Source organism: Paenibacillus radicis (ex Xue et al. 2023) (assembly GCF_024722015.1).
In the GTDB taxonomy this organism is placed as follows: domain Bacteria; phylum Bacillota; class Bacilli; order Paenibacillales; family NBRC-103111; genus Paenibacillus_S.
This window is the reverse complement of sequence record NZ_JANQBD010000008.1, coordinates 48,977-70,366: the sequence shown is the minus strand read 5'-3', so window position 1 is coordinate 70,366 and position 21,390 is coordinate 48,977. Positions and strand designations below refer to the sequence as shown.

General features: G+C 46.7%; 13 protein-coding genes. 12 read left to right on the top strand and 1 reads right to left on the bottom strand.

Annotated features, from left to right (window positions below; translation table 11 throughout):
• The first annotated feature begins 13 nt into the window (after window positions 1–13).
• A complete protein-coding gene (locus NV381_RS12430; RefSeq protein ID WP_258213610.1) occupies window positions 14–823 on the top strand; it encodes an SDR family NAD(P)-dependent oxidoreductase in 810 nt (269 codons plus the stop codon).
• A 188-nt stretch (window positions 824–1,011) separates the two neighbouring features.
• Here the strand turns inward: NV381_RS12430 and NV381_RS12425 are convergent, their stop codons facing one another.
• Window positions 1,012–1,413, bottom strand: coding sequence for a VOC family protein (locus tag NV381_RS12425; RefSeq protein WP_258213609.1), 402 nt, complete (start codon window positions 1,411–1,413; stop codon window positions 1,012–1,014).
• Window positions 1,414–1,658: 245 nt separating this feature from the next.
• Between NV381_RS12425 and NV381_RS12420 the strand changes: the two genes are divergently transcribed.
• From NV381_RS12420 to NV381_RS12370, 11 genes are all read left to right on the top strand, one after another.
• On the top strand, window positions 1,659–7,352 hold the full coding sequence (locus tag NV381_RS12420) for an S-layer homology domain-containing protein (RefSeq protein ID WP_258213608.1): 5,694 nt from the start codon (window positions 1,659–1,661) through the stop codon (window positions 7,350–7,352).
• 526 nt (window positions 7,353–7,878) lie between these two features.
• Window positions 7,879–8,346: a DUF2691 family protein gene (locus NV381_RS12415; protein ID WP_258213607.1), complete on the top strand. Its 468-nt coding sequence runs from the start codon at window positions 7,879–7,881 to the stop codon at window positions 8,344–8,346.
• A 147-nt stretch (window positions 8,347–8,493) separates the two neighbouring features.
• Entirely contained in the window at window positions 8,494–9,075 is a 582-nt protein-coding gene (locus NV381_RS12410; RefSeq protein ID WP_258213606.1) for a hypothetical protein, read from the top strand.
• A gap of 542 nt (window positions 9,076–9,617) precedes the next feature.
• Window positions 9,618–11,153 (top strand): extracellular solute-binding protein, encoded by a 1,536-nt coding sequence (locus NV381_RS12405; RefSeq protein ID WP_258213605.1) that lies wholly within the window; start codon window positions 9,618–9,620, stop codon window positions 11,151–11,153.
• 26 nt (window positions 11,154–11,179) lie between these two features.
• Window positions 11,180–12,142: an ABC transporter permease gene (locus tag NV381_RS12400; protein WP_258213604.1), complete on the top strand. Its 963-nt coding sequence runs from the start codon at window positions 11,180–11,182 to the stop codon at window positions 12,140–12,142.
• Between the two features lies 1 nt (window position 12,143).
• Window positions 12,144–13,013: a carbohydrate ABC transporter permease gene (locus tag NV381_RS12395; RefSeq protein ID WP_258213603.1), complete on the top strand. Its 870-nt coding sequence runs from the start codon at window positions 12,144–12,146 to the stop codon at window positions 13,011–13,013.
• A 57-nt stretch (window positions 13,014–13,070) separates the two neighbouring features.
• The gene (locus tag NV381_RS12390) at window positions 13,071–14,087 is read left to right on the top strand and encodes a LacI family DNA-binding transcriptional regulator (protein ID WP_419182263.1); all 1,017 of its coding nucleotides are present in this window, start codon (window positions 13,071–13,073) and stop codon (window positions 14,085–14,087) included.
• A gap of 67 nt (window positions 14,088–14,154) precedes the next feature.
• On the top strand, window positions 14,155–16,332 hold the full coding sequence (locus NV381_RS12385) for an ADP-ribosylglycohydrolase family protein (RefSeq protein ID WP_258213601.1): 2,178 nt from the start codon (window positions 14,155–14,157) through the stop codon (window positions 16,330–16,332).
• Entirely contained in the window at window positions 16,319–17,866 is a 1,548-nt protein-coding gene (locus tag NV381_RS12380) for a sulfatase-like hydrolase/transferase (protein WP_258213600.1), read from the top strand. Before NV381_RS12385 ends, NV381_RS12380 begins: the two co-directional genes overlap by 14 nt.
• Before the next feature lie 71 nt (window positions 17,867–17,937).
• On the top strand, window positions 17,938–19,395 hold the full coding sequence (locus NV381_RS12375) for a sulfatase-like hydrolase/transferase (RefSeq protein ID WP_258213599.1): 1,458 nt from the start codon (window positions 17,938–17,940) through the stop codon (window positions 19,393–19,395).
• A gap of 81 nt (window positions 19,396–19,476) precedes the next feature.
• Window positions 19,477–21,390, top strand: a complete 1,914-nt coding sequence (locus NV381_RS12370) for a X2-like carbohydrate binding domain-containing protein (protein WP_258213598.1) — start codon at window positions 19,477–19,479, stop codon at window positions 21,388–21,390.

Here is a 21,390-nt window from a genome sequence, read left to right as displayed (position 1 = left end):
GGAGGCAATACAGATGAGTAAAACGATTTTAATTACTGGCACGTCAACAGGCTTCGGCAAGGAATTGGCCCTTCAATTCGCCAAGCGTCATTGGAATGTAGTAGCAACCATGCGAGATCCGCAGAAAGCCGGTCCTGCATTTGATCAATACCCTAACATTCAGGTGCTGGCATTAGATATAACGAATCAGGAAATGGTTCATCAGGTTGTCCACACGGTAACGAGTCAATATGGGCGAATTGATGTTTTGCTCAATAATGCGGGATACGCTCAGGCGGGCGTTTTTGAAGAAGTAACAGTCGAACAAGCTCGCTGGCAATATGAAACGAATGTATTTGGCGTCATGGGTACGATTCAAGCTGTGCTTCCGCAAATGAGGAAAAATCGTTCCGGACATATTATCAATATATCATCTATGGGTGGCGTACAAAGCTTGCCGACCTTGCCTATCTATTGCAGTTCAAAAGCGGCTCTTGAAAATCTTAGCGAAGGTCTGGCTGCCGAAGTGAAGGAACTCGGGATCAATATCACGCTTGTCGAGCCGGCAGGCTTCAAAACAGGCTTTCAAGGAAATACGCAAGAAGTTAAAAGCGATATACCCGATTATCAAGCGGCTTATGATTGGTACAATGAGCTTGCCAAAACCGCGCCTTACGGCGATGTAGAAAAAGCAATGTCTGCGGTCGCCGATATTGCCGGCACAGACAATCCGCCAAGAAGACTGGCTTTGGGGAGCATGGGACTCGTAATGGCTCGCACTCAGCTCAATTCCATGCTGGAGGAATATGAAAAGTGGGAGCATATTACCGCAAGCGCAGATTAATTTAAATATTTTCAAGCCTAGGAGAACTTGCTCTTCACACGCAGGAATGAGCAAAATCATGGAAGAATCGCCATGATTTATGGTGATGATAGGCTGCTCACCCAGATTTTGATTTGAATGACAGATATGAGATTATACGGGGTGTAAAAAACGCCGGTGACCTTAAGCAGGTGACCGGCGTTTCCATATTAGCGTTTCGGCATTTTGCTCTCATCCATGTACAGCAGGTTCCAGCGGTGACCGTCCAGGTCGGCAAATCCTGCGCCGTACATCCAGCCGTCAATTTCGCTCGGCTTGCCAAAGATACTTCCTCCGGCAAACTCTACTTTTTTAATAAACGCATCTACTTCTTCTCTGCTTTTCGCACCAATGGAAAATATTACTTCTGCGCTATGGGAAGTATCTGCGGTTTTTGAACCTGTAAATTTCTCAAACGCCGCATCCGGGAACAGTAGAATCGTTGTTTGTCCTATGGCAAGCTTGGCTCTCTCGATACCAAAGCTCACTGCATGGAATCCAATCTCATTGAAAAAAGCAGTTGACCTCTCAACATCTTTGACCGGCAGGTTAATCCAAATTTCCTGTGACATGACTATAGCCTCCTAGAATATATTTTCAACTATTCCTACTATACTCTACTTCTGGCAGCAGAAGCGAATCTTATAAAAGAAACCACAAGGTATGACATTCCTGTCATGCATCCTGCAGTTTCTTAGTAAACTTATTTACTTGCGATACCAGATGATTAATCATTTCAAAGCTCCAATTTTCCATTGACTATCATGGATTTTATGTTACTATAATGTGAAAACGCTTTCTTGAAGGAGGTTGTCAAATGAAACTAAAAAGAAGTATGGCGCTACTATTAGTACTGGTAATGATCGTATCGCTTATACAAGTTCCCGTATTTGCTGGTACGGGCGCACTAAGCGGACATCCGCAACCGAATATCACCATTTCTGGTGGCAACACATTTGTCAAAGGAGGTTCCTTCTCCTTTGGCGTAACCAGTGATATGGGCGGTTCTTTGACCGTATCAGTCGGCGGTTTAGCCGGCATGGCGGTGGAATCACAGCCGATAACGGCTAATTCCGAATTCACAGTCAATGTCCCAGCAATGCCGGATGTTTCCTCGTCTGAAATCGCAGTAATAGTTCGTCCGGACAATCCATTGGATGTTGACCTAGAAAAAGCTGCTGTTACAGGAATGAAGATATTCACTGTGACTGCAAGAAGTGGCGGAGTGGCAAGTAGGTTATTCAGCCTTGCTGCTACTCAAACGGTGGCTTCACTAGTAAAATGGACAAGTATGGTTTTTGGCCAAAGTGTTGAGAATTCTGGTAAAGATGCAGGTAGTGTTACTAGCTCTGTTTACAATCCCAATAATACTCTTGCAATTGATCAAAATACTGGTAATATTACACTTTCTTCATTGAATGACAAAGGCAAGATTCAAAGTGCATCGGATGGTATTAATTATTACTATACGACGGTAGACAGCTCTAAAAATTTCCGTATTTCAGCAATTATGAACGTTAGCGATATAAGCTTGAGTAATCAGAGTGCAGCAGGCTTAATGATACGTGACGCATTTGGGGCTAGTGCTACACCACCTTATGATGGTGCATCAAAGATGTTGATGGGTGGATGGCTCCAATTCAGTACTACAGGTTCAGTATCCGGAGATAATAATTCAGCTAATCCGGCTGTTTACAGGGGTGCCTCATTTGCAAGGGGGTCAACCATTAATATGAAAACAGGTGTAGATTATAGGGTCGAGATTGTCAAGGTTGGCAATAGCTATACTGTTTATGTTTCTTCCGGAAATAAAAAGGATTCAGCAACAATGGTTTCTACTATAGGCCTCCCAAATAGTTCAGGAAAGGACCTATATGTGGGGGCATTTACTTCTCGTACTGCAACAGCAACATTTAAAGGCCTTACATTTGAGGAGTTGACCGATTCAACAACTCCTGCGAGTCTTACTATTACACCTCCAGCAGCAGCATCTTTCATACAGAATACAACACCTGACTGGTCGGATATGGTGGTTAAATACAACACGGTTTCAGATGCAACATACTACGCAGCACCTTCTACTGACTACTTTATCTCCGGATATGATAATCTTGCTGTAGGCACAAACAAAAGTGCAACAGTTTATTATCGTGGGGTATCTGCAATATTAACTTATACAGTTAGATATGACTATAGTGTTAACATGTATGTTTCCATTCCACCTCTGAAAAATACTTATGCTGTTGGAGAGGCATTTGATAGAACCGGACTTGAAATAAGGTCCAATAATGCCTCAGGCATGCAGCCAGTAATGAACGAAGGTTCGGCGCAAGGAAATTACACTTTAAACGTACCTGCCTTCGATACACCTGGAAAGAAAACAATCACTGCTACAAGAAGTGGGGCTAATACCGGTGGTGTTAATCCGTTGACGGTAACCTTCGATGTGGAAGTTAAGGATCTTACCGTAAATAGTCTAGAGATTTCTCAACCGCCATTAAAAGCTTCTTATTATGTAGGTGATACATCATTTGACGCTTCAGGCACTGCAGCTGCAACTAAAAAGCTCCTCTCAGGTATTATTGTCAAAGCGGTTTTATCTGATGGTACAAAGAAAATAATACCTACGGATACTGGAAATGGGGCTGGCTATACTGTCAGTTACACTACCCCAAGTACAGATTTCGTAAAGAATGCCGGCACAAGCAAAGTAACTTTATCCTATGCAGGAAAGAGCATTGATGTAGACTTCAATATAATCAGTGTTGCTAAATCAAAGCTTGTTGCTACTGCCTATCCTAAAACAACCTACAACATTGGTGATACTATAGATCTCACCGGTCTGGTTGTCAAAGCGCAAAATAACGATGGCACCTACGGCTCGGTGCTTGCAGCCGGAGCCGACTACAATGCTGTTACAACGGCGGTAGATATGAGTAAAGCAGGCCTGTACAATATCACTCTTCAGGGAATTGGTTCATACCAAGGCGTAACTGGTACTGTACCGGTTTCTGTGAGGGTGGCGCAGGATTATACAAAAGGCTGGAAGCAGGTTACATTCGGTCAGTCCGCTGGTAAGGGACCTAATAACGTGTATACCGTAACTCCGAAAGCTAATGACGGAACCATTTCACCTGGTACTACTATAGATCTTGAAACTAAAAACGGCGCAGGTAAGGTCGCTGACGGACATGACGGTATAAATTATTATTATCAAAGACTAAGTAAGGATGATAACTTTAAGCTGACCGCGGATGTAAAAGTTATTACGTTCAGTAATCCGGATGGAGTAACTGCCATTTATGGTCAGGAAGCCTTTGGACTTATGGCACGTGACCGAATTGCAACAGATGGCGATACAAGCGTTTGGTCGTCTTCCATGTTTATGGCCGGTGCGAGGGGCAGTACTTCCTGGAATGCTCTCTACCGTGACAATCGGACGGAATATATCGAAGGAGCTACTGCTACTAACCAGAACATGCCAACCGATAACGTCACTCTTAGTCCGTTTGATAGATCAGGGAAGACAGGTACTGGTAATACATCTACTATTACTATTGAGCGTAAGAATAATATCTGGTCTGCAACCATTAAACAAGGTACGAATGTGAAGACCTACTCAAAAGAGAACGACATCCCGCTGGACTATTATGATCCGGATTACATTTATGTTGGATTCTTTACAGCACGTAGCGCTCATATAGAGTTCTCCAACATAGAATTATCAGTAACATCATCAGCAGCTGATATACCAGGTCCGATTATCGCTCAGGCAGCTGTTACTCCTGCGATAACAGTTCGCTCGGCTGCCAGCACTACATCCTCAGACTATAACTTGGTTTATACCTCCACTGCGGAAGGTACAGCTAATATTTATTTGAACAGTAATCTCGTTGCGTCGCAGGAAGTTAAGGCTAATGTTCCAATGACTCAGCCGGTGAAACTAAGCGGTGTAGGTTCTACAAATGGTATTATTGTAGAGTTCTTCCCAAGTACTTCTAAACAATATTCTAGTTATGACAGAATCGTTTCACCAATTCCGGTATCTGTAGTACAGGGCTTTGACACGCTTTATGTCTCACCTGCAGGGGGAGGAAATGGGCAGACCTCAGCAGCGCCTACTACTTTTACAGATGCGGTATCAAAGCTGGCCCCAGGCGGGACCATTTACCTTTTGTCGGGTAATTACGGTGGGTTAACTCTCCCGCGTTACAATGACGGTACAGCGAAGGCCTATAAAAAGGTTATAGGACAGGCTGGAGTTAAAGCTACATCTCTCGCTGTCCAGGCAAACTTCTGGCACGTGAAAAACTTTGAAGTCGCAGGCGGAAGTGTATCTATCAGCGGTAATGACAATATTATTGAAATGATTAGTCAGCACGGCTCAACAAATGCAGGTATACAGATTTCACGTGGAGATGCAGCCACACAGCCTTCACTGGCATATTGGCCTTCACGAAATGTTATATTAAACTGTGAAGCATATGACAACAGGGATGCATCCGAAAACGATGCTGACGGGTTTGCTGCCAAGCTGACCAGCGGAAGTAATAACAGATTTATTGGAGATGTAGCGCACCATAATATTGACGACGGATGGGACTTATATGCTAAGAGTGTTCCCATAGGTCCCTCTATTTTGGACTTCTGTATTGCCTATGCTAACGGGCATACCTTATCGTACCCGGATACAGACGGGGGAGATGGAAACGGATTCAAGCTTGGTGGTGAAGGCGTTCCGGTCGCACACTCCATTTCTAACTCAATAGCTTTTGGAAATAAAAGTGCGGGCTTCACATCTAACTCAAATCCGACGTTGATTGCAACAAATAACGTATCCTTCGACAATAAGGGAGCTAATATTAACTTTGTAAGCTATAGTAATGTCCCAGTACGCGGATATGTCATAAATGGTTTCTACTCATATCGCAAGGACACTGCTTCTACTGTAACTACGAGTGATGTTATTGAGTCAATGAAAGATTCGGCTATTGTAAAAACCGATGGCAGAAAGCAGTATACAAACAATCCCCATTCAATATATTTATGGGATGGAACTACGAAAACATCAACAAACGATATAGGCCGTAAAGCTTCAGATAATTTCTTTGTTAGCTTAACAATGCCGGTTGGTTATCAGACAGCAGCACCGTCAGTGTTTGAAAGAGATAAAAATGTGAAGAATGAGGTTCCGTCGGGAACTTATTCATCCAATCTACTATTTGGGGATTTCTTAAAGCTTACTTCTCTTGCTAAAGACCATACACATGTAGGTGATGTCACATTTGATGCTAATGGTGGTGCCTTTGACGATAGTACAATAAAAGGCAAATCCCTTCCGGCGTATTATGATGAAGCTAGGGCTAATGCTTTTGTAACCCAAATATTGCCTGTTGTGAGTAGACCTGGTTATGCTTTTGCAGGATGGTCTACAAGTCCAGATGGATTAGGAACTCAGTTTACAAGCAGTACACCAGTTAGCAGCAGTGGTCTGGTGGTTTATGCAAACTGGGCACCGGTTGTACCACCACAAGGTCAAGCTCCTACAGCTCCATCGGGACTTACCGCAACTGCAACCGCAGGGAATAATCAGGTTAGCTTAACGTGGAATGCAGTAACTGAGGCGACTGGATATAATGTATATCGATCCGCAAGAAGTGACGGGAATTACGAATTAATCGCTTCTAAAATCAAGAATTTAAATTTCTTGGATACAGGCGTTTCTATCGGGTTGACCTATTATTATGCAGTTACTGCTGATAATGCGTATGGAGAGAGCGCGAAATCCGTTCAGGTAAGTGTAACGCTTCATTCCAACAAAAAGTCGAGTGGAAGCTCTGGGGGGGGCACGACAACACCTGCGACGCCTACAGTACCAACGCCATCGACAGAAACGACACCAACAGAAGCAGCACCATCGAAACCATCGACGAATCCTAGCACACAGCCATCTTCTGAAGGTAAAAAATTCACCGATGTGAGCACAAATTATTCATGGGCAAAAGAAGCGATTGAGTTACTAGCTTCAAAGGGGATCATTCAAGGCACATCTGACACCACCTTTGATCCGGATAAAAAAATAACAAGAGCTGATTTTATCACCTTGTTGGTTAGAGCGCTTGATATGAAAGCTGAGTTTAGCTCTAATTTCAACGATGTGAGCAGTAGTGACTATTATTACCAGCCTCTAGGTATTGCTAAACAACTTGGTATTGCCACTGGAGTAGGGGATAACCTCTTTAATCCAAAACAAGAAATCTCCAGACAAGACATGATGGTACTGTGTGCAAGAGCGCTTCAATTATCAGAGAAGCTCAAGCTTACAGGAAATACCTCGGATCTTGCCAGCTATAGCGATAAAGGATCTGTTGCTTCTTACGCTGAAGAAGGTGTGGCTTCCATGGTGCATCAAGGGATTGTAGAAGGAAATGGAGCTGGCCTCAATCCTCTCGGAAATGCTACAAGAGCGGAAACAGCGGTAATCATCTTTAGAATCCTTAAGAAATTGTAAAAAAGAAAGTTATAAACTGTAAGATTTGTTGTGAATAGGTGTTTGCATGGTTATGGAGGCTGTCCCGCAAGGTTGGTAGGACCTGGGGCAGCCTCTTTGGCTATTTAAAAATAGCAAAGAATTTTATGTGCCGATTTTAGCAAAAATGACTTTTTAATAAAAGAGGATAGCATTGGCCATCTCGATAAAATATTGATGCAAAATTTACTCGACGGGGAACGATAGCTTAATAACTTCGAGCGGCAGCCTAGTTACGATAATTGGAAGTTTAATAAAAAAGTTTCGTTAGGGAGATCCAGTGTAACATTCTTGTTGTATCTGCTATTCACCATAAGGAACATACGTTCTATAATATTGCTATCCATAATTTGTTACAAAATTTTGTTATTAAAAAGGCAGTAGTTGCAGGAGATTATGTATTTATTGGTTTACATCGGGGGTTTTGGGGTAGTTTTACCGAACAAATACATAGTGCATTTTCAGAGTTAAAAGAAACAATAGTTGAATAGTTAAGGTGTGGTATATTATGAAGAGAGGAATTTGTTTCGAGATTCCAAATGAGTACGGAAGTTTTCTTGGAGAGATGTTGGAGCCTTTCGATGTGACAGCATTCAATTGGTATATTGGAGACGAGGAGTCATATTTCGTGGATGACAATACGTTAGGGGAGTCACTTTTTCCTGAAGAGATAAACGGTATGGACGGCTTACTGTTTAAAGGCATTGTAGAAAATAATAAGTATTATGTAATATTTGCAAATTTAAAAGCTTATCCGAAAGACAAGAATGTAATAGATATTGGGACGTATGAGGATTTTTTAATTAGCGACTGTCAACTTGTACTTTTAGTCGTTGATTGTGCCTATGTCACGATTTACTGTAAAAATAAAGACATACTAGAATGCCTGTATCAAAACGCAATAAGGAATGGATATGATGATGTTCAGTTTATTACTGACGAAAATGACGGGCGAACAAGATTATCTGTTTGGTAGAAACGCTGTACTAACGGAGAACTTTAGCTCTATCAATCATATATATTGACAAAGCTAAAAGAAAACCATGGTATGCTCAATCCGGGTTAATTCTTACATTAGATTCTATGTTATCCCCACATCGGGGGCTTCAAGGAGGCGAAAGTGTTGAGTCGCTTTTATTACATCGCATCAAGTGATCCTTTGCCGTTAGGTGCGAGAGGGGAAAAGAAATCGAGTTTAGATCGAAGTGGGGAATTGCCACCAAAAGCTTTTCGATTCCTATCATATGAGTTACCTGATGGGGCAACCTCGTTAGAGGATATCTTTGATCTATCTTCGATCAACGAAGAGGAGACTGCGGTATATGATTCTATGGAGGATGCGGCAGGGATATATATCTACGAGTTGGGGCAGGAATTCGAAGCGATCAGAAGACACTTTTCTCAACCTTCTCAACCGCATGTTTATGGAATTGCCCCTAATTGGGGTAAGTTTTACTTCAGTCCTATGATGAAGGAACAACTACCTGAAGATTATAAAGCATGCGTTAAATGTGTCACTACTCTATTCGATTTACTACGGGAAATTGGCAATGAACACACAAAGTTTGAGTTATACTCTTGTTGGGTTGAAGAAGAACAAGAAGCGAGAAACGACGAGCTTACAATGACGATAAAACTTTCTACCTTTAAATTAGGTGATAGTTTTGAGTTAATGGAACGCCAATACATCTTTATAGAAAAATGATCATAGATAAATTTATTAATGCGGTTATTATATAACAGGCCTTCACCAATTCTAATAGCGGCTGGATTGAAATGAACGCGGCGCGGCCAATGCTCTCGTCGGTGCGGATCGCTCCTTTCCCAGGAGCCTAGCTTGAAGTCGTCTTCTCCTTCAAGCCCCGCTTTTTCACACCCAAACACCCATCGCATAGACGCCAAAAAAACTATTGACGGTTTAAAGAGAACTCGTTACAATAAAACACAGTAACTGGATTGGAATTATAAGCTATCTACATATCCTTGTTGACCGGATCACCGGAGACACGCATGTTTAATTTGCGTAGTCTCCTTTTTTGCGTTTCGGCATCGAAAAGGAAGATGCTACATAGATTAAAATCGAACCGGTTCCAATGTTGCAGCTTTGTTCCATGGAGATTTGACCTCTCGATAGAAACACTCTGTATGCAGTTCTTTTCGCCTTAGCCATCGGCAGCGGAATGAGAAGGAGGCAGCCAGCGGGGGGATTCATATTTTATATTTCAATTTACTGGAGGCGTATTAAAAATGAAGCAGTGGATTCCAATCACTTTAGCTGTTCTGTTCGCGACAGGGGCGGTTGCAGGATGCTCCAGCGGCACAACGGCAAGCCCGGAAGCGGGTAAAGCAGCAGCCGATCAAAGCACCACGGATGATCTGAAGGATAAGCTGGAACTGAATATTATGGCAATCAGCTACGAAGGAGGGGGATGGCCGACCAGCAATCCGATGATCGATTATCTCAATAAGAAATTTAATGTGGATCTTAAGTTCCAGTGGGTTTCACAGGATAACTATAAAGAGAAGATGAACGTGCTGGCCGCCTCAGGGGATTTTCCGGATTCGTTCCTGCTTATGAAAGATGACTTTTTGAAATGGCGGGATAAAGGTGTGTTTCTTGATGTCAAACCGTTTCTCAGCAAATATCCGAACTTGGCCAAACAACTAGGCGGAGAAGAACAGCTGCAGTTTATGAGCCCGAAGGGCAAGTATTACAGCTTTCCTTATTATCAGATCGAAACCCAGACTTCGTTCGGCATTCGAAAAGACTGGCTGGATAAGCTCGGACTCAAAATGCCGACGACGGTCGATGAATTTTACGACGTCACCAAAGCATTCGCCAAGCAGGACCCTGACGGAAACGGGAAGAACGATACGTACGGTTTCTCGGTTTCGCTGGCACCGAATAAAACGGACTTCAAGCATATCGATCCGATTAAGGCGGCATTCGGCCTCGTCAATATTTGGGGGTTGAAGGATGGCAAGCTGATCAGCTGGCATACGCAGAATAAAGAGCTGAAGGACTTTGCCGCCTTTATGAACAAAGCGTATACAGAGGGCGTGATGGACAAAGATTTTGCCATCAATAAGGTGAAGGACCCGCAGGACAAATACGAGGCGGGCAAAGTCGGTATCGATGATGTCGTGCCGAATGTGTTATATCAGACCATTGTACCGAATGTGAAGAAAATTGATCCCAAAGCGGAAACCGTTCAGCTCCTGCCGCCTAAAGGGCCTACGGGACTGCAAGGAACATCGACAAATTCAATAACCCAAAGAATCGTTATTAATTCCAAGATTGATCCGAAGAAACAAGAAAGACTATTGAAGCTGTTTGATTATCTGGTGTCCGATGAAGGGAATATCTTGACGAAGAACGGGATAGAAGGAGTCCACTATAAAAAAGACGGCGACAAATATACGAAGCTGGATGCATTCGATAAGGACCGTCCGATCCTGATTTCAGCATGGTATTTGCGCCGATTCGACCTTAATACGCAAATTCGTCTCTGGGACGATAAAAAGACGGCTGACGACGTCAATCAATGGTTCAAAAATAGCGAACCGTTCAAATGGACGAATGTAGCGGCTGGACTGGAATCACCGACCGATGTCAAAAGCGGAGCGACCATTGATCAGAAATTTATGACCGCTTTAATCAAAGTCATTATGGGCGAGCAGCCGATCGATTCTTTGGATCAAGCTGTGGAACAGTGGAAGAAGGACGGCGGCGACAAGATTGCCCAGGAATATAACGAAGCCTATCAGAAATCTCAGCAATAACATGACATAGTTCAGAGGTAGATGAAATGAGAAGCGTAAAACAAACCAGTGCAGCCTCCCAAGCATATGTCCCCGTTGTAACGAACAGGATTCGGCGGGTGAATTGGAAACGCGGCATTCCTCTATACTTGATGATTTTCCCGGGTTTTTTATACTTTGTTATCTTCAAATACATTCCGATGGGCGGATTGGTGATTGCATTTCAGGAATATGATCCGTTTTCGGGCTTTATTGAAAGTCCCTGGGTCGGTCTGGACCATTTCCAGCGGTTGTTTACGGACGCGGACTTTTGGACGCTGCTCCGCAATACGCTGATGCTGAGCGCGCTGAATTTGTTTTTGTTTTTTCCCGCACCGATCTTGTTCGCCATTCTGTTGAACGAGGTAAGGAAGTCATGGTTCCGAAGGATCGTGCAGACCGTTATTTATATGCCGCACTTTTTATCCTGGGTCGTTGTCGCCAGTATCACGGTGCTGCTGCTTGCCACGCAGGACGGCGCGATCAACAATTTGCTTGCGGATATGGGGTATGAGCGAATCGAATGGCTGACGAGCTCGGATTATTTTCGAGGCGTGTATGTGGCCCAAAATATTTGGAAAGAAAGCGGCTGGAATGCCATTATTTTTCTGGCTGCCCTTGCGGCCGTAGATCCGACACTCTATGAGGCGGCCGTCGTAGACGGGGCAAACCGCTGGAAACAGGTATGGCATATAACGCTGCCGGCGTTAAAATCGACGATTGTCATCCTATTTATTTTGCGTCTGGGGCAGATCATGGATCTTGGCTTCGAACACATTCTGCTGCTACAAAATCCGGTTAATCTGGATGTGGCGGACGTGTTCGATACGTATGTATACCGCAATGGCGTACTGCAGGGCAATTTCAGCTATTCCACGGCGGTAGGCATATTTAAATCGGTGATCGGGCTGCTGTTGATCGTCTTGGCCAACCGTTTGGCCAAAGCGTTCGGTCATGAGGGGGTGTACTAGGATGATGGGCTTTCATATCCGCGATAAAGATCTCATGTTTACCTTCTTATCCAGGGGAATATTGGTGATCAGCCTGATATCCGTGATATTTCCTTTTCTATATGTGGTGCTGACCTCGTTCGCGCCGAGAGAAGAGATCGTTACCCGCGGATTTTTTCTGATCCCTCATCAATGGACGATCAATGCGTACGGCTATCTGATGAACAGCGAGCAATTCATTATATCGTTCAACAATGCGGTATATATCACGCTCGTCGGCACGACAGTGAACATGACGCTGACCTCTCTCATGGCCTATGGGCTTTCCAAGCCATGGCTGGGCGGAAGGCGGGTGCTCAATTTCATGGTGCTGTTCACCATGCTATTCGGGGGAGGAATTATCCCGACTTATCTGGTTGTCAAAAGCTTGCATCTGCTGAACAGCTATTGGGCGCTTTTCTTATCAGGAGCGATCGCGCCGTTTCATTTGATCGTCATGCGCAGTTTTTTTCAGAATATACCGATAGAGCTGGAAGAATCCGCCCGTATCGACGGCTGCGGTGAACTGCGGCTGTTCTGGCAAGTGATCCTGCCGCTTTCTTTACCGGCGGTAGCTACGTTTACGCTCTTCTATGCGGTGCAGAACTGGAACGCCTACTTCAATGCCGTCATGTATTTGAACGATTCGGATAAATGGCCCTTGCAGGTATTCCTGCGGCAAATGATGAACGAAGCTAACGGCAGCATGGAGACTATGGCAACAACCTTTCAGTACAGTCCGGCAGTGAAGATGGCTGCGATTGTTTTGACCGCGTTACCGCTATTGGTCGGCTATCCATTTATGCAAAAATATTTCAACAAAGGGATGCTGATGGGCTCGGTCAAGGGATAGCTCCATCATCATGAATATGAAAATCGAATCGATTCCAAAGCGGGTTCGGGAGGGGGAATGACATTGGAAACTAGACCCAAGGTAACCATTGATGACGTCGCCAGGACGGCGGGGGTTGCCAAATCTACCGTTTCTCGAATTATTAACAACGCCCCCGGGGTAAAACCGGTTACAAGGTTAAAGGTGAACCGGGTGATTGAAGAGCTTGGCTTTACGCCAAATATTGTGGCGCGAAGCTTGAAGACCAAGCTGCGCCGCCAAATTGCGCTCGCCATTGACGATATTCGCAACCCGTATTATCCGGAGCTTGCGTGGGGCGCCGAACAAGTGGCGAAGCAAAACAACTTTCGCTTAGTGCTGATCAATCATTACGGCAACCCGTCCGAGGAGCTGGCAGTCATCAAGGAAGCAAGCGATATGCATGTGGACGGGATCGTCCTGCTGTCGATCAGCCATCCGAAAACGTTAAGCAAGATTATAAAAAAAGCGAACGTTCCCGTTACCCTGATCGGAAATTACGAGGACGATATGCCGGCAGATACGGTGGGGCTGAGAGAAAACGAAGGATACATGGCGATGGATCATCTGATCCGCATCGGCAGAAGGCGCATTGCTTACGCCGGTAACATGACGGTACACCGCGGAGCCCGCTATGCAGCCTACGAGCAGTCGCTTGCCTCCCATTTTATGGAGTTCGACAGCGCTTTAGTTTATACCGGGGAAAGACTGGCCATCGATACCGGCCTCGAAGCAGCCCGTTATTTTTACAATTTGAACGAAATCCCCGATGCGGTGTTCGCAGCCAATGATCTTGTGGCCATCGGTGTCGTTCAAGGTCTGATCGATCTGGGGCTGCGCGTACCGGAGGATGTCGCTGTAGTGGGAATCGATAATATCCCATGGTGTAATTTAACCAGACCTAAAGTGAGTTCGGTTTCCAATTTAGTGGCGGAAATGGGGCGTATTGCAGTAGAGAGGCTGCTGCTCCGTATTGATGATGAGGCTCGAGCCTTTGAGAGAATCACCTTGGAGCCCCGGCTGATTGTCAGGGAATCCACCGTCAAACAGAGGTAGGGCTTACCGCATGGCGGTGGTCGAACCCGCGTTTCCCCAAATCTAACGAGCGAAGGTGAAGTGATTCATGACCATACCAAACGATTACGTAGAAAGAGTGTATGCCAGTTGGCTGGCCAAGGTGATCGGCGTCAGGCACGGCGGAAACATCGAGAACTGGACATATGACCGGATCGAGCGGACGTTCGGCGAAATTACGGAATATTTGCATGAATTTAAAAATTTTGCAGCGGACGACGATACGAACGGTCCGATATTTTTCCTGCGAGCGCTAGAGGATTACGTATGTGGAACGGAGATTACTGCGGAGCAAATGGGGCTGACCTGGCTGAATTACGCCCCGGACGGCCACGGCTTTTATTGGTGGGGGGGCTACGGGAAATCAACCGAGCATACCGCCTACCTTAATTTGAAAAACGGCATCATGGCCCCGCGTTCCGGGTCCATCGAACAAAACGGAATCGCTGTCGCCGAACAGATCGGCGGGCAGATTTTTATCGACTGCTGGGGACTGATCGCCCCTGGAAATCCCCAAATGGCGGCGCACTTTGCGGAGAAAATCGCTTCGGTGTCGCACGATGGGAACGGCAAATTCGGCGGGATGTTCATAGCTGCCTGCATCGCCTCCGCTTTTGTTGAGCGGGATATCGAGCGAATCATCGAGACGGGGCTGGCGCATATCCCTGCGGATTGCGAATATGCGCGAGTGACACGCGACGTCATCGCCTTTTATAAGGCGAGCCCGCACGCTTGGCGGGAAGCGTTTCAATTCGTCAAGGCTCATTACGGCTACGACAAGTACCCCGGACACTGTCACATTATACCAAACTCGGCCGTTATGATTTTATCGCTGCTGTACGGTGAAGGCGACTTTTCCAGGACGATCAACATTTGCAATATGTGCGGCTGGGATACGGATTGTAACGTTGCCAACGTGGCTACCATTATGGGAGTACGCGGGGGGATTGAAGCCATCGATGACAAGTGGCGGAAGCCTATTAATGACTTCCTGTGCTGCTCAAGCGTCATTGGGTCGCTGAATATACTGGATATTCCATGGTGCGCCACCTATATCGCCAGACTTGGCTACAAGCTTGCGGGCGAGGAGGCTCCGGAGCGCTGGTCTGCGATCTTCGCGGAGAAGAGCATGAGGTTCCACTTCGAGTACCCCGGTTCCACGCATGCGTTCCGCCTGGAGCACAACGACCCACTGCCATTGACGGGACGGATCGTGAACACGGATCAGTTTGCCGCTTCCGGCGAAAGGTCCTTAAAGGTGCTTTTTGACTGCGTTCAAGGAGGTTGCGCTTATCGGGTGTATCATCAAACGTATTACCGCCCCGATGATTTCAATGACAGCCGTTATGACCCGAGCTTCTCGCCTATTTTATACCCCGGCCAATCGGTGGAAGCCCAAGTCATGCTGCCCGGTTCCACAAACCAGCGTGTGACGGCTCGACTGTATGTCAAGGATGGGAACAGCGGCACGCGACACTACGGTGACACAGTCTTATTGAGCGCCGGCCAATGGATTCGGCTTGCATTCCAAATTCCCCGATTGAACAATTGCTGCCTGGAGCAGGCGGGGATCGAGTTCATTCCGATGGATGGTAAGGGCGCCAAAGGACCGAGTCTCGTCTGTTATATCGATGACGTAATTTTTGGCGGGAAGCCGGATTATGCTATCGATTTTGCTCAAGAGACGCTCGAAAAGTGGAATGGCTTGCATATCGAAGTCAGCCAAATGACTTATTTGCGAGGCATCTGGACGCTGGAGAACGGCGAATTGAGCGGAAGCTATTTCGGTGAGACGGCGGAAAGCTATACCGGCAGGCTCGATTGGGAGGATTATGCGTTTGAGACGGTTGTCGTTCCACAGCTGGGGGAACACCATCGGATCAATTTTCGCGTGCAGGGAGGCATTCGCTCCTATGCGGTAGGATTTGCCCCGGAAGGCAAGCTGGTGCTGTATAAGAACGATAACGGATACCGGGTGTTGTCCGAGAGCCATTATGATTGGAAATTAGGAATCGCTTCCACCTTATCTGTGAGGACTGAAGGCAATCGATTCCAAGTATCGGTGAATGGCACACCGGTCATCGACTATTCCGATGACGACCGTCCTTATTTGAACGGCATGATCGGGTTTTCGAATGCGGAAGGCAGTCATACCCATTACCGAAGCTTTTCGCTTACGAGTATAGGATCAACCTTGAAAGGGGCATCGACCTATGAGCCAACCTAATATTGTAGTCATTTGCAGCGACCAGCATCATCCTCTGATCATGGGATACCGCGGACATCCGTATATTCAGACGCCGAATCTCGATCAATTGGCTGCAGAGGGGACTTACTTCAGCAGAGCTTACAGCAACTGCCCTGTATGTACGCCAAGCAGAATGAGCTTTGTTACAGGCAAATATCCGAATCAAATCGACAGCTGGTTTCTCGGCTGCCCTCTGGACCGCGAGGAAATGACATGGTCGCGAAAGCTGGATCAGGCTGGAATTCCATCAGCGATGTTCGGAAAGATGGATTTCTGCGGTGACTATCAGGATGGGGGATTCAGCGAGTATAAGATTATCAAGAAACGTCCGGCGTTTACCCCTTATCCGCGGACCACACCGCTGTATTCCAGACTCGAAGGCCATGTAAGGGCTGACAAGCGCAAGACCATTCTCAATGCGGGTATACGCGAAGATATCATCACGGACGGCGACACGGGATACGATAAGGATCTCGGCTTCTACGATCACGACCGGGTGGTCACCGATTGGGCAATCGATTACTTAAAGCGCAAGGGGAAGAACAAGGAACAGAAGCCATGGGCCATGTACGTCGGACTCATGTTCCCTCATTGGCCGTACAGAGTGCCGAAGCCGTATTACGAAAAGTATTTTCCTGACAACGTGGTCATGCCGCATGACGCCCATTTTCCTAACGACCGGCTTCATCCGCAGGTACGCAATATGCAAAATGCTCTCGGTCTCGGGGAAATCACCGAACCTGTGCTGCGCAACCTCCTTGCTTCCTACTACGGGATGATTACTGCATTGGATGACAATATCGGCAGAATTATTGCCGAACTGAAAGCGCAAAATTTGTACGATAACACGTATATCGTCTACATGTCCGACCACGGCGAAAATCTTGGCGAGCACGGGCTCTTCTTTAAACAATGCAGCTACGACGCTTCTGTCGGGGTTCCTCTTATCGTCAAAGGTCCAGGGCTGCCAAGCAGGCAGCGCATCGATCAGCCGGTCACCTTGGTTGATCTGTATCCAACGCTCATGGATATCGCAGGATTGGAGACGGAGCCGGACCGCCCGGGAATGAGCTGGCTTCCTCTAATCAAGGACGGCCGTCAGCAGGGTAGGCACGATTACGCGTTTTCCGAGTATCACGGCAATTTCTTTAAACAGGATTGGTATATGCTCGTGAAGGACGGCTACAAATTTACCTACTACGTCAATGACCGGCCATCGCTGTTTAACCTGGAGGAGGACCCGCAGGAAATGACGGACCTGGCAGGGGAGGAAAGCTACCGGGAGCTTCTCCAACAATTTGAAGCTTTGCTGAGAGAGATTGTCGATCCGGAAGCGGTTTCGCTGAGAGCGAAGCGCGATCTGGGCCTGATCGGCAGCAATGGCGAGGATTATACGCTAACGTTGACGGACCCTGAGTGCAAGGAATGGATTAAGCAGGGCATCTTTCAGGATGAAGCGGAATTTCCGAAGTGGGAAGGGCGTGTGGGGATTCTGCAAAAGGGCGGCGTCTGACGCCGGACTGACTAAGGCTGTGACACTGTGACACGTCCAGCATAAATAAAGGGAGTTTTGGAGGTAATGACATGACCAAAAAGCCGAATTTACTGCTCATTATGTGTGACCAATTGCGTTTTGATGCGCTGGGGTGCTACGGTAATCCACTCGTGAAGACGCCGAACATCGACCGGCTTGCCCGGAGGGGGATATGCTTCGATCAAGCTTACAGCCAAACGCCGGTTTGCGTCCCCGCCCGTCATGGGCTGATTTCCGGTCTCAATCCATTTGAATTGGGCTTGCTCAAAAATGAAAATTTGGCAAAGGAGATCGATCATCCACTGCCCGAGCTCGTTCGTAAGCAGGGATATTTCACATGCGCTGTAGGGAAGATGCATTTTCAGCCGGAAAGAAAGCATTACGGCTTTGACCGCATGCTGCTATCGGAGGAAATTCCTTCCCACTTTGCCGATGATGAGTATTTGCAGTTCTTAAGGGAGCAGGGGTATGGTCATCTGACCGAACCCCACGGCAAACGGAGCGAGCTGTATTACGTTCCTCAAATTTCGGAGCTGCCGGAGCATTTGCATACAACCGCTTGGACGGGGGATACGACGTGCCGCGTCATTCGTCAAAACCAAAACCGGCCGTTTTTCATCTTTTCTTCTTTCATTAAACCTCACCCTCCGTTCGATCCTTGCGTTCCGTACGATACGATGTACGCGCTGGAGCAGGTTCCGCTGCCTGTTCGCAGGGAATTTGAACGTACACCCGACGATTACGCCATCGACGTGATGAACGATTACAAGGTTAACGGCATAGATAGCCTGACGTTGGAAGATGAATTGAAAATGCGGGCCTACTATTATGGCAGCGTATCGCAGGTGGATAAGCAAATCGGGCGCATCCTCGACACACTGGAGTCGTGCGGATTAATCGACGATACCCTCATCGTATTTACATCGGATCACGGAGAGATGCTGGGTGATCATTATTCCTACGGTAAACGCACGTTCTATGAAGCGTCAGCCAAAGTGCCGCTTATTGTCAGCTGGCCGGCGTCGGTGCCACAGGGGGAACGAAGGGAACAGCTGGCGCTGCTTCAGGATATTTACGCTTCCTTCATCGCCGCATCCGGCGGAAGCGTACCGGAAGCTTCTTCGGGATTAAACCTGCTGGCTGCCGCTTCGGACCCGGACCGGCCTTTGCGGGACCGCATCTTCGCTGAGGTCGGCCGCGGCCGAGTGATGAAGATGATGCTGCGCTGGGACAATTACAAATTTATTTACCATACTAATGGCGGCAAGTATAACTTGTTCGATATGGAGAACGATCCGGAGGAATTTACGGATATCTCAGCGGAGCATCCTGAGCTGTGCCTTCAATGCCGCGAAGCCATGGCGCAATATTATCAATCGTATGGATTTACCGAAGCGCTGAACGGCGATCAATTGGTAAGCTATGATGCACAGCGCCACGTGCCGCAGGGCTATCTCGATCAGTCGCCTAAGTGGCCAGGAACCGTTGTTGCTGCAGACGGCGATTGAATGAAACATCCGAGGGGCGTTACTGCATGCTTACATGACGCCTCTCAAGCTTTTTTCTTTTTTATAGTAGGAGGCGAATTTATGTTCAAAAAGTCTTTATGGCTTGCGATGTTCCTATGCATGTTCATGTCAGCTGTGGTTACCGTCAACGCCAATACCTATTCCATAAACGATCATTTTGAAAGTTCCACTTCGGTGGGCGATAGCGGTTGGACAATAACGGGGAATCCTTCTGCGAGTATCACTACGGTTACCGATGGGAGTAATAACGCAGCTAATCATGCGTTAAGTATGGTTCATCCGGCTGGCGGAAGCTTCACTGCCAAAAAAATGTTACCGGCTGCCATTACATCAGGCGAGGCTGTAATCAGCTTCGACATCCAAAGAAGCGCTCAAGTAGCGGATTATTTTTACGTGTATAATTCGGATGGCAGCGAGAATTTTCACATACTCATTCAAGGCTCTAATGGTAAGGGATTTAACATGTCAGCCCCTTCTGCAACAAGAGTAAGTCCAGACGTCACGGCCTTTAGAGATCAGACGAATACCGCTATACAATCCGTGTTTGGAGTGAATACCAATATACCTGCTACATGGATTCATCTGATGTTGAGTATCGATATGACCAACAAGCAGGTTCGAGTATCTGCCAGCATCGGCAATGATCTTACGCCGCATCCGGTGAAGCTGATGACATCCGCCGGTGAGCTTGCCAATGATACCTATCTGCTGAATAGTCAGTCAAGTATAGGCTCCATTGCCTTTAACAGTACAGCAGTCAATGCACATGTATTCCATATAGACAACGTACAAGTCAGTACTCCGGCAGGTCTGTCGATTAGCGGTCCAAGCCCTGTGTTTATCCCTGCTTCAGACACCGCAACATTCCAGTATACAAGCGCCTATACGAGCGGTTCGGGAGCCGTTGACAACTCCCCGTCCGTGACATGGTCTACTATTCCAGCTGTCATAACGGGTGTCACGATGGATTCAAACGGTATGCTGAGTGTGGACAGTACCGCTTCGCCAGGAAACATCACCGTCCAAGCAGCCTTAAATTCAGACCTCACGGTTACGACTGAGAAGACCGTTACCGTATCCGGTTCCGGGGATGCGACCACAAATTATATGGCATTTAGCTATAGTAAAGCAAACGTATTGACGAATATACCGGTCACTTTGACCCCGAACGGCAACACGCTCTTATCGGTTCTTCATGGCTCAACGCCGTTGAATCCAAATACAGATTATACATTTGAAAACAATATAGTAACGTTTTCATCGGCCTATCTGAACAGCTTCCCATCAGGCTCATTTCTTACCTTTACACTGAATATGAGCGGTGGATCTGACCCCACCGTGATAGTTTCGGTACTTGACCCTGGCGCTTCGCCGTCTATGGCAACCATCAGCAATGCTATGGCAGCAGTAGATACGGCCTCAGGTCAAATAAAGCTTACCGGTAACCTAACTTCTGGAAGCGGCGTCGAAGTTACTGCCCGCGGAGTGAATCCGCTAGGTAAGCTTGACTATGCCAATCAAATCACCACGACAACACCAACCGGTGAGATTTCTTTTAGCTATACACCTGCATCCATCCCATCAGGCAAATACAGCTTTGGACTTGGCGGGACCCAAACTTCTGAAGTGACGATACCAGTATATGTACCGTCTATTGACTGGGCGGACATGAAGCTTACCGGTCTTAGCCCGAATACAGTTTACAGTTCCGTATACAACTCCGTGTACAGCTCCGTTTACAATGATAACCTTACGTTACAGATCGATGCATCCGGAAATTTGGCTATACCAACGACTTGGTTCGGTCGAACCGTAACTTTAACTCATGTTGTTGATCCGGCCATAGGCTCGAGCGCTGCCGTTACGATGACAATACCCGCACGTGCGCCAGCCCCTGCGGTTAGCTCAGTGAATGAAACATTGGCAGGAAGCAGACCAGCACGTGCATTGGAACGATCAGACCGAGAGAGGTGA

Excerpts from the sequence above, each read along its gene's own strand:
- NV381_RS12430 (WP_258213610.1), top strand. The coding sequence starts at position 14 with ATGAGTAAAACGATTTTAATTACTGGCACGTCAACAGGCTTCGGCAAG.
- NV381_RS12425 (WP_258213609.1), bottom strand. The coding sequence starts at position 1,413 with ATGTCACAGGAAATTTGGATTAACCTGCCGGTCAAAGATGTTGAGAGG.
- NV381_RS12420 (WP_258213608.1), top strand. The coding sequence starts at position 1,659 with ATGAAACTAAAAAGAAGTATGGCGCTACTATTAGTACTGGTAATGATC.
- NV381_RS12415 (WP_258213607.1), top strand. The coding sequence starts at position 7,879 with ATGAAGAGAGGAATTTGTTTCGAGATTCCAAATGAGTACGGAAGTTTT.
- NV381_RS12405 (WP_258213605.1), top strand. The coding sequence starts at position 9,618 with ATGAAGCAGTGGATTCCAATCACTTTAGCTGTTCTGTTCGCGACAGGG.
- NV381_RS12400 (WP_258213604.1), top strand. The coding sequence starts at position 11,180 with ATGAGAAGCGTAAAACAAACCAGTGCAGCCTCCCAAGCATATGTCCCC.
- NV381_RS12395 (WP_258213603.1), top strand. The coding sequence starts at position 12,144 with ATGATGGGCTTTCATATCCGCGATAAAGATCTCATGTTTACCTTCTTA.
- NV381_RS12390 (WP_419182263.1), top strand. The coding sequence starts at position 13,071 with ATGACATTGGAAACTAGACCCAAGGTAACCATTGATGACGTCGCCAGG.
- NV381_RS12385 (WP_258213601.1), top strand. The coding sequence starts at position 14,155 with ATGACCATACCAAACGATTACGTAGAAAGAGTGTATGCCAGTTGGCTG.
- NV381_RS12380 (WP_258213600.1), top strand. The coding sequence starts at position 16,319 with ATGAGCCAACCTAATATTGTAGTCATTTGCAGCGACCAGCATCATCCT.
- NV381_RS12375 (WP_258213599.1), top strand. The coding sequence starts at position 17,938 with ATGACCAAAAAGCCGAATTTACTGCTCATTATGTGTGACCAATTGCGT.
- NV381_RS12370 (WP_258213598.1), top strand. The coding sequence starts at position 19,477 with ATGTTCAAAAAGTCTTTATGGCTTGCGATGTTCCTATGCATGTTCATG.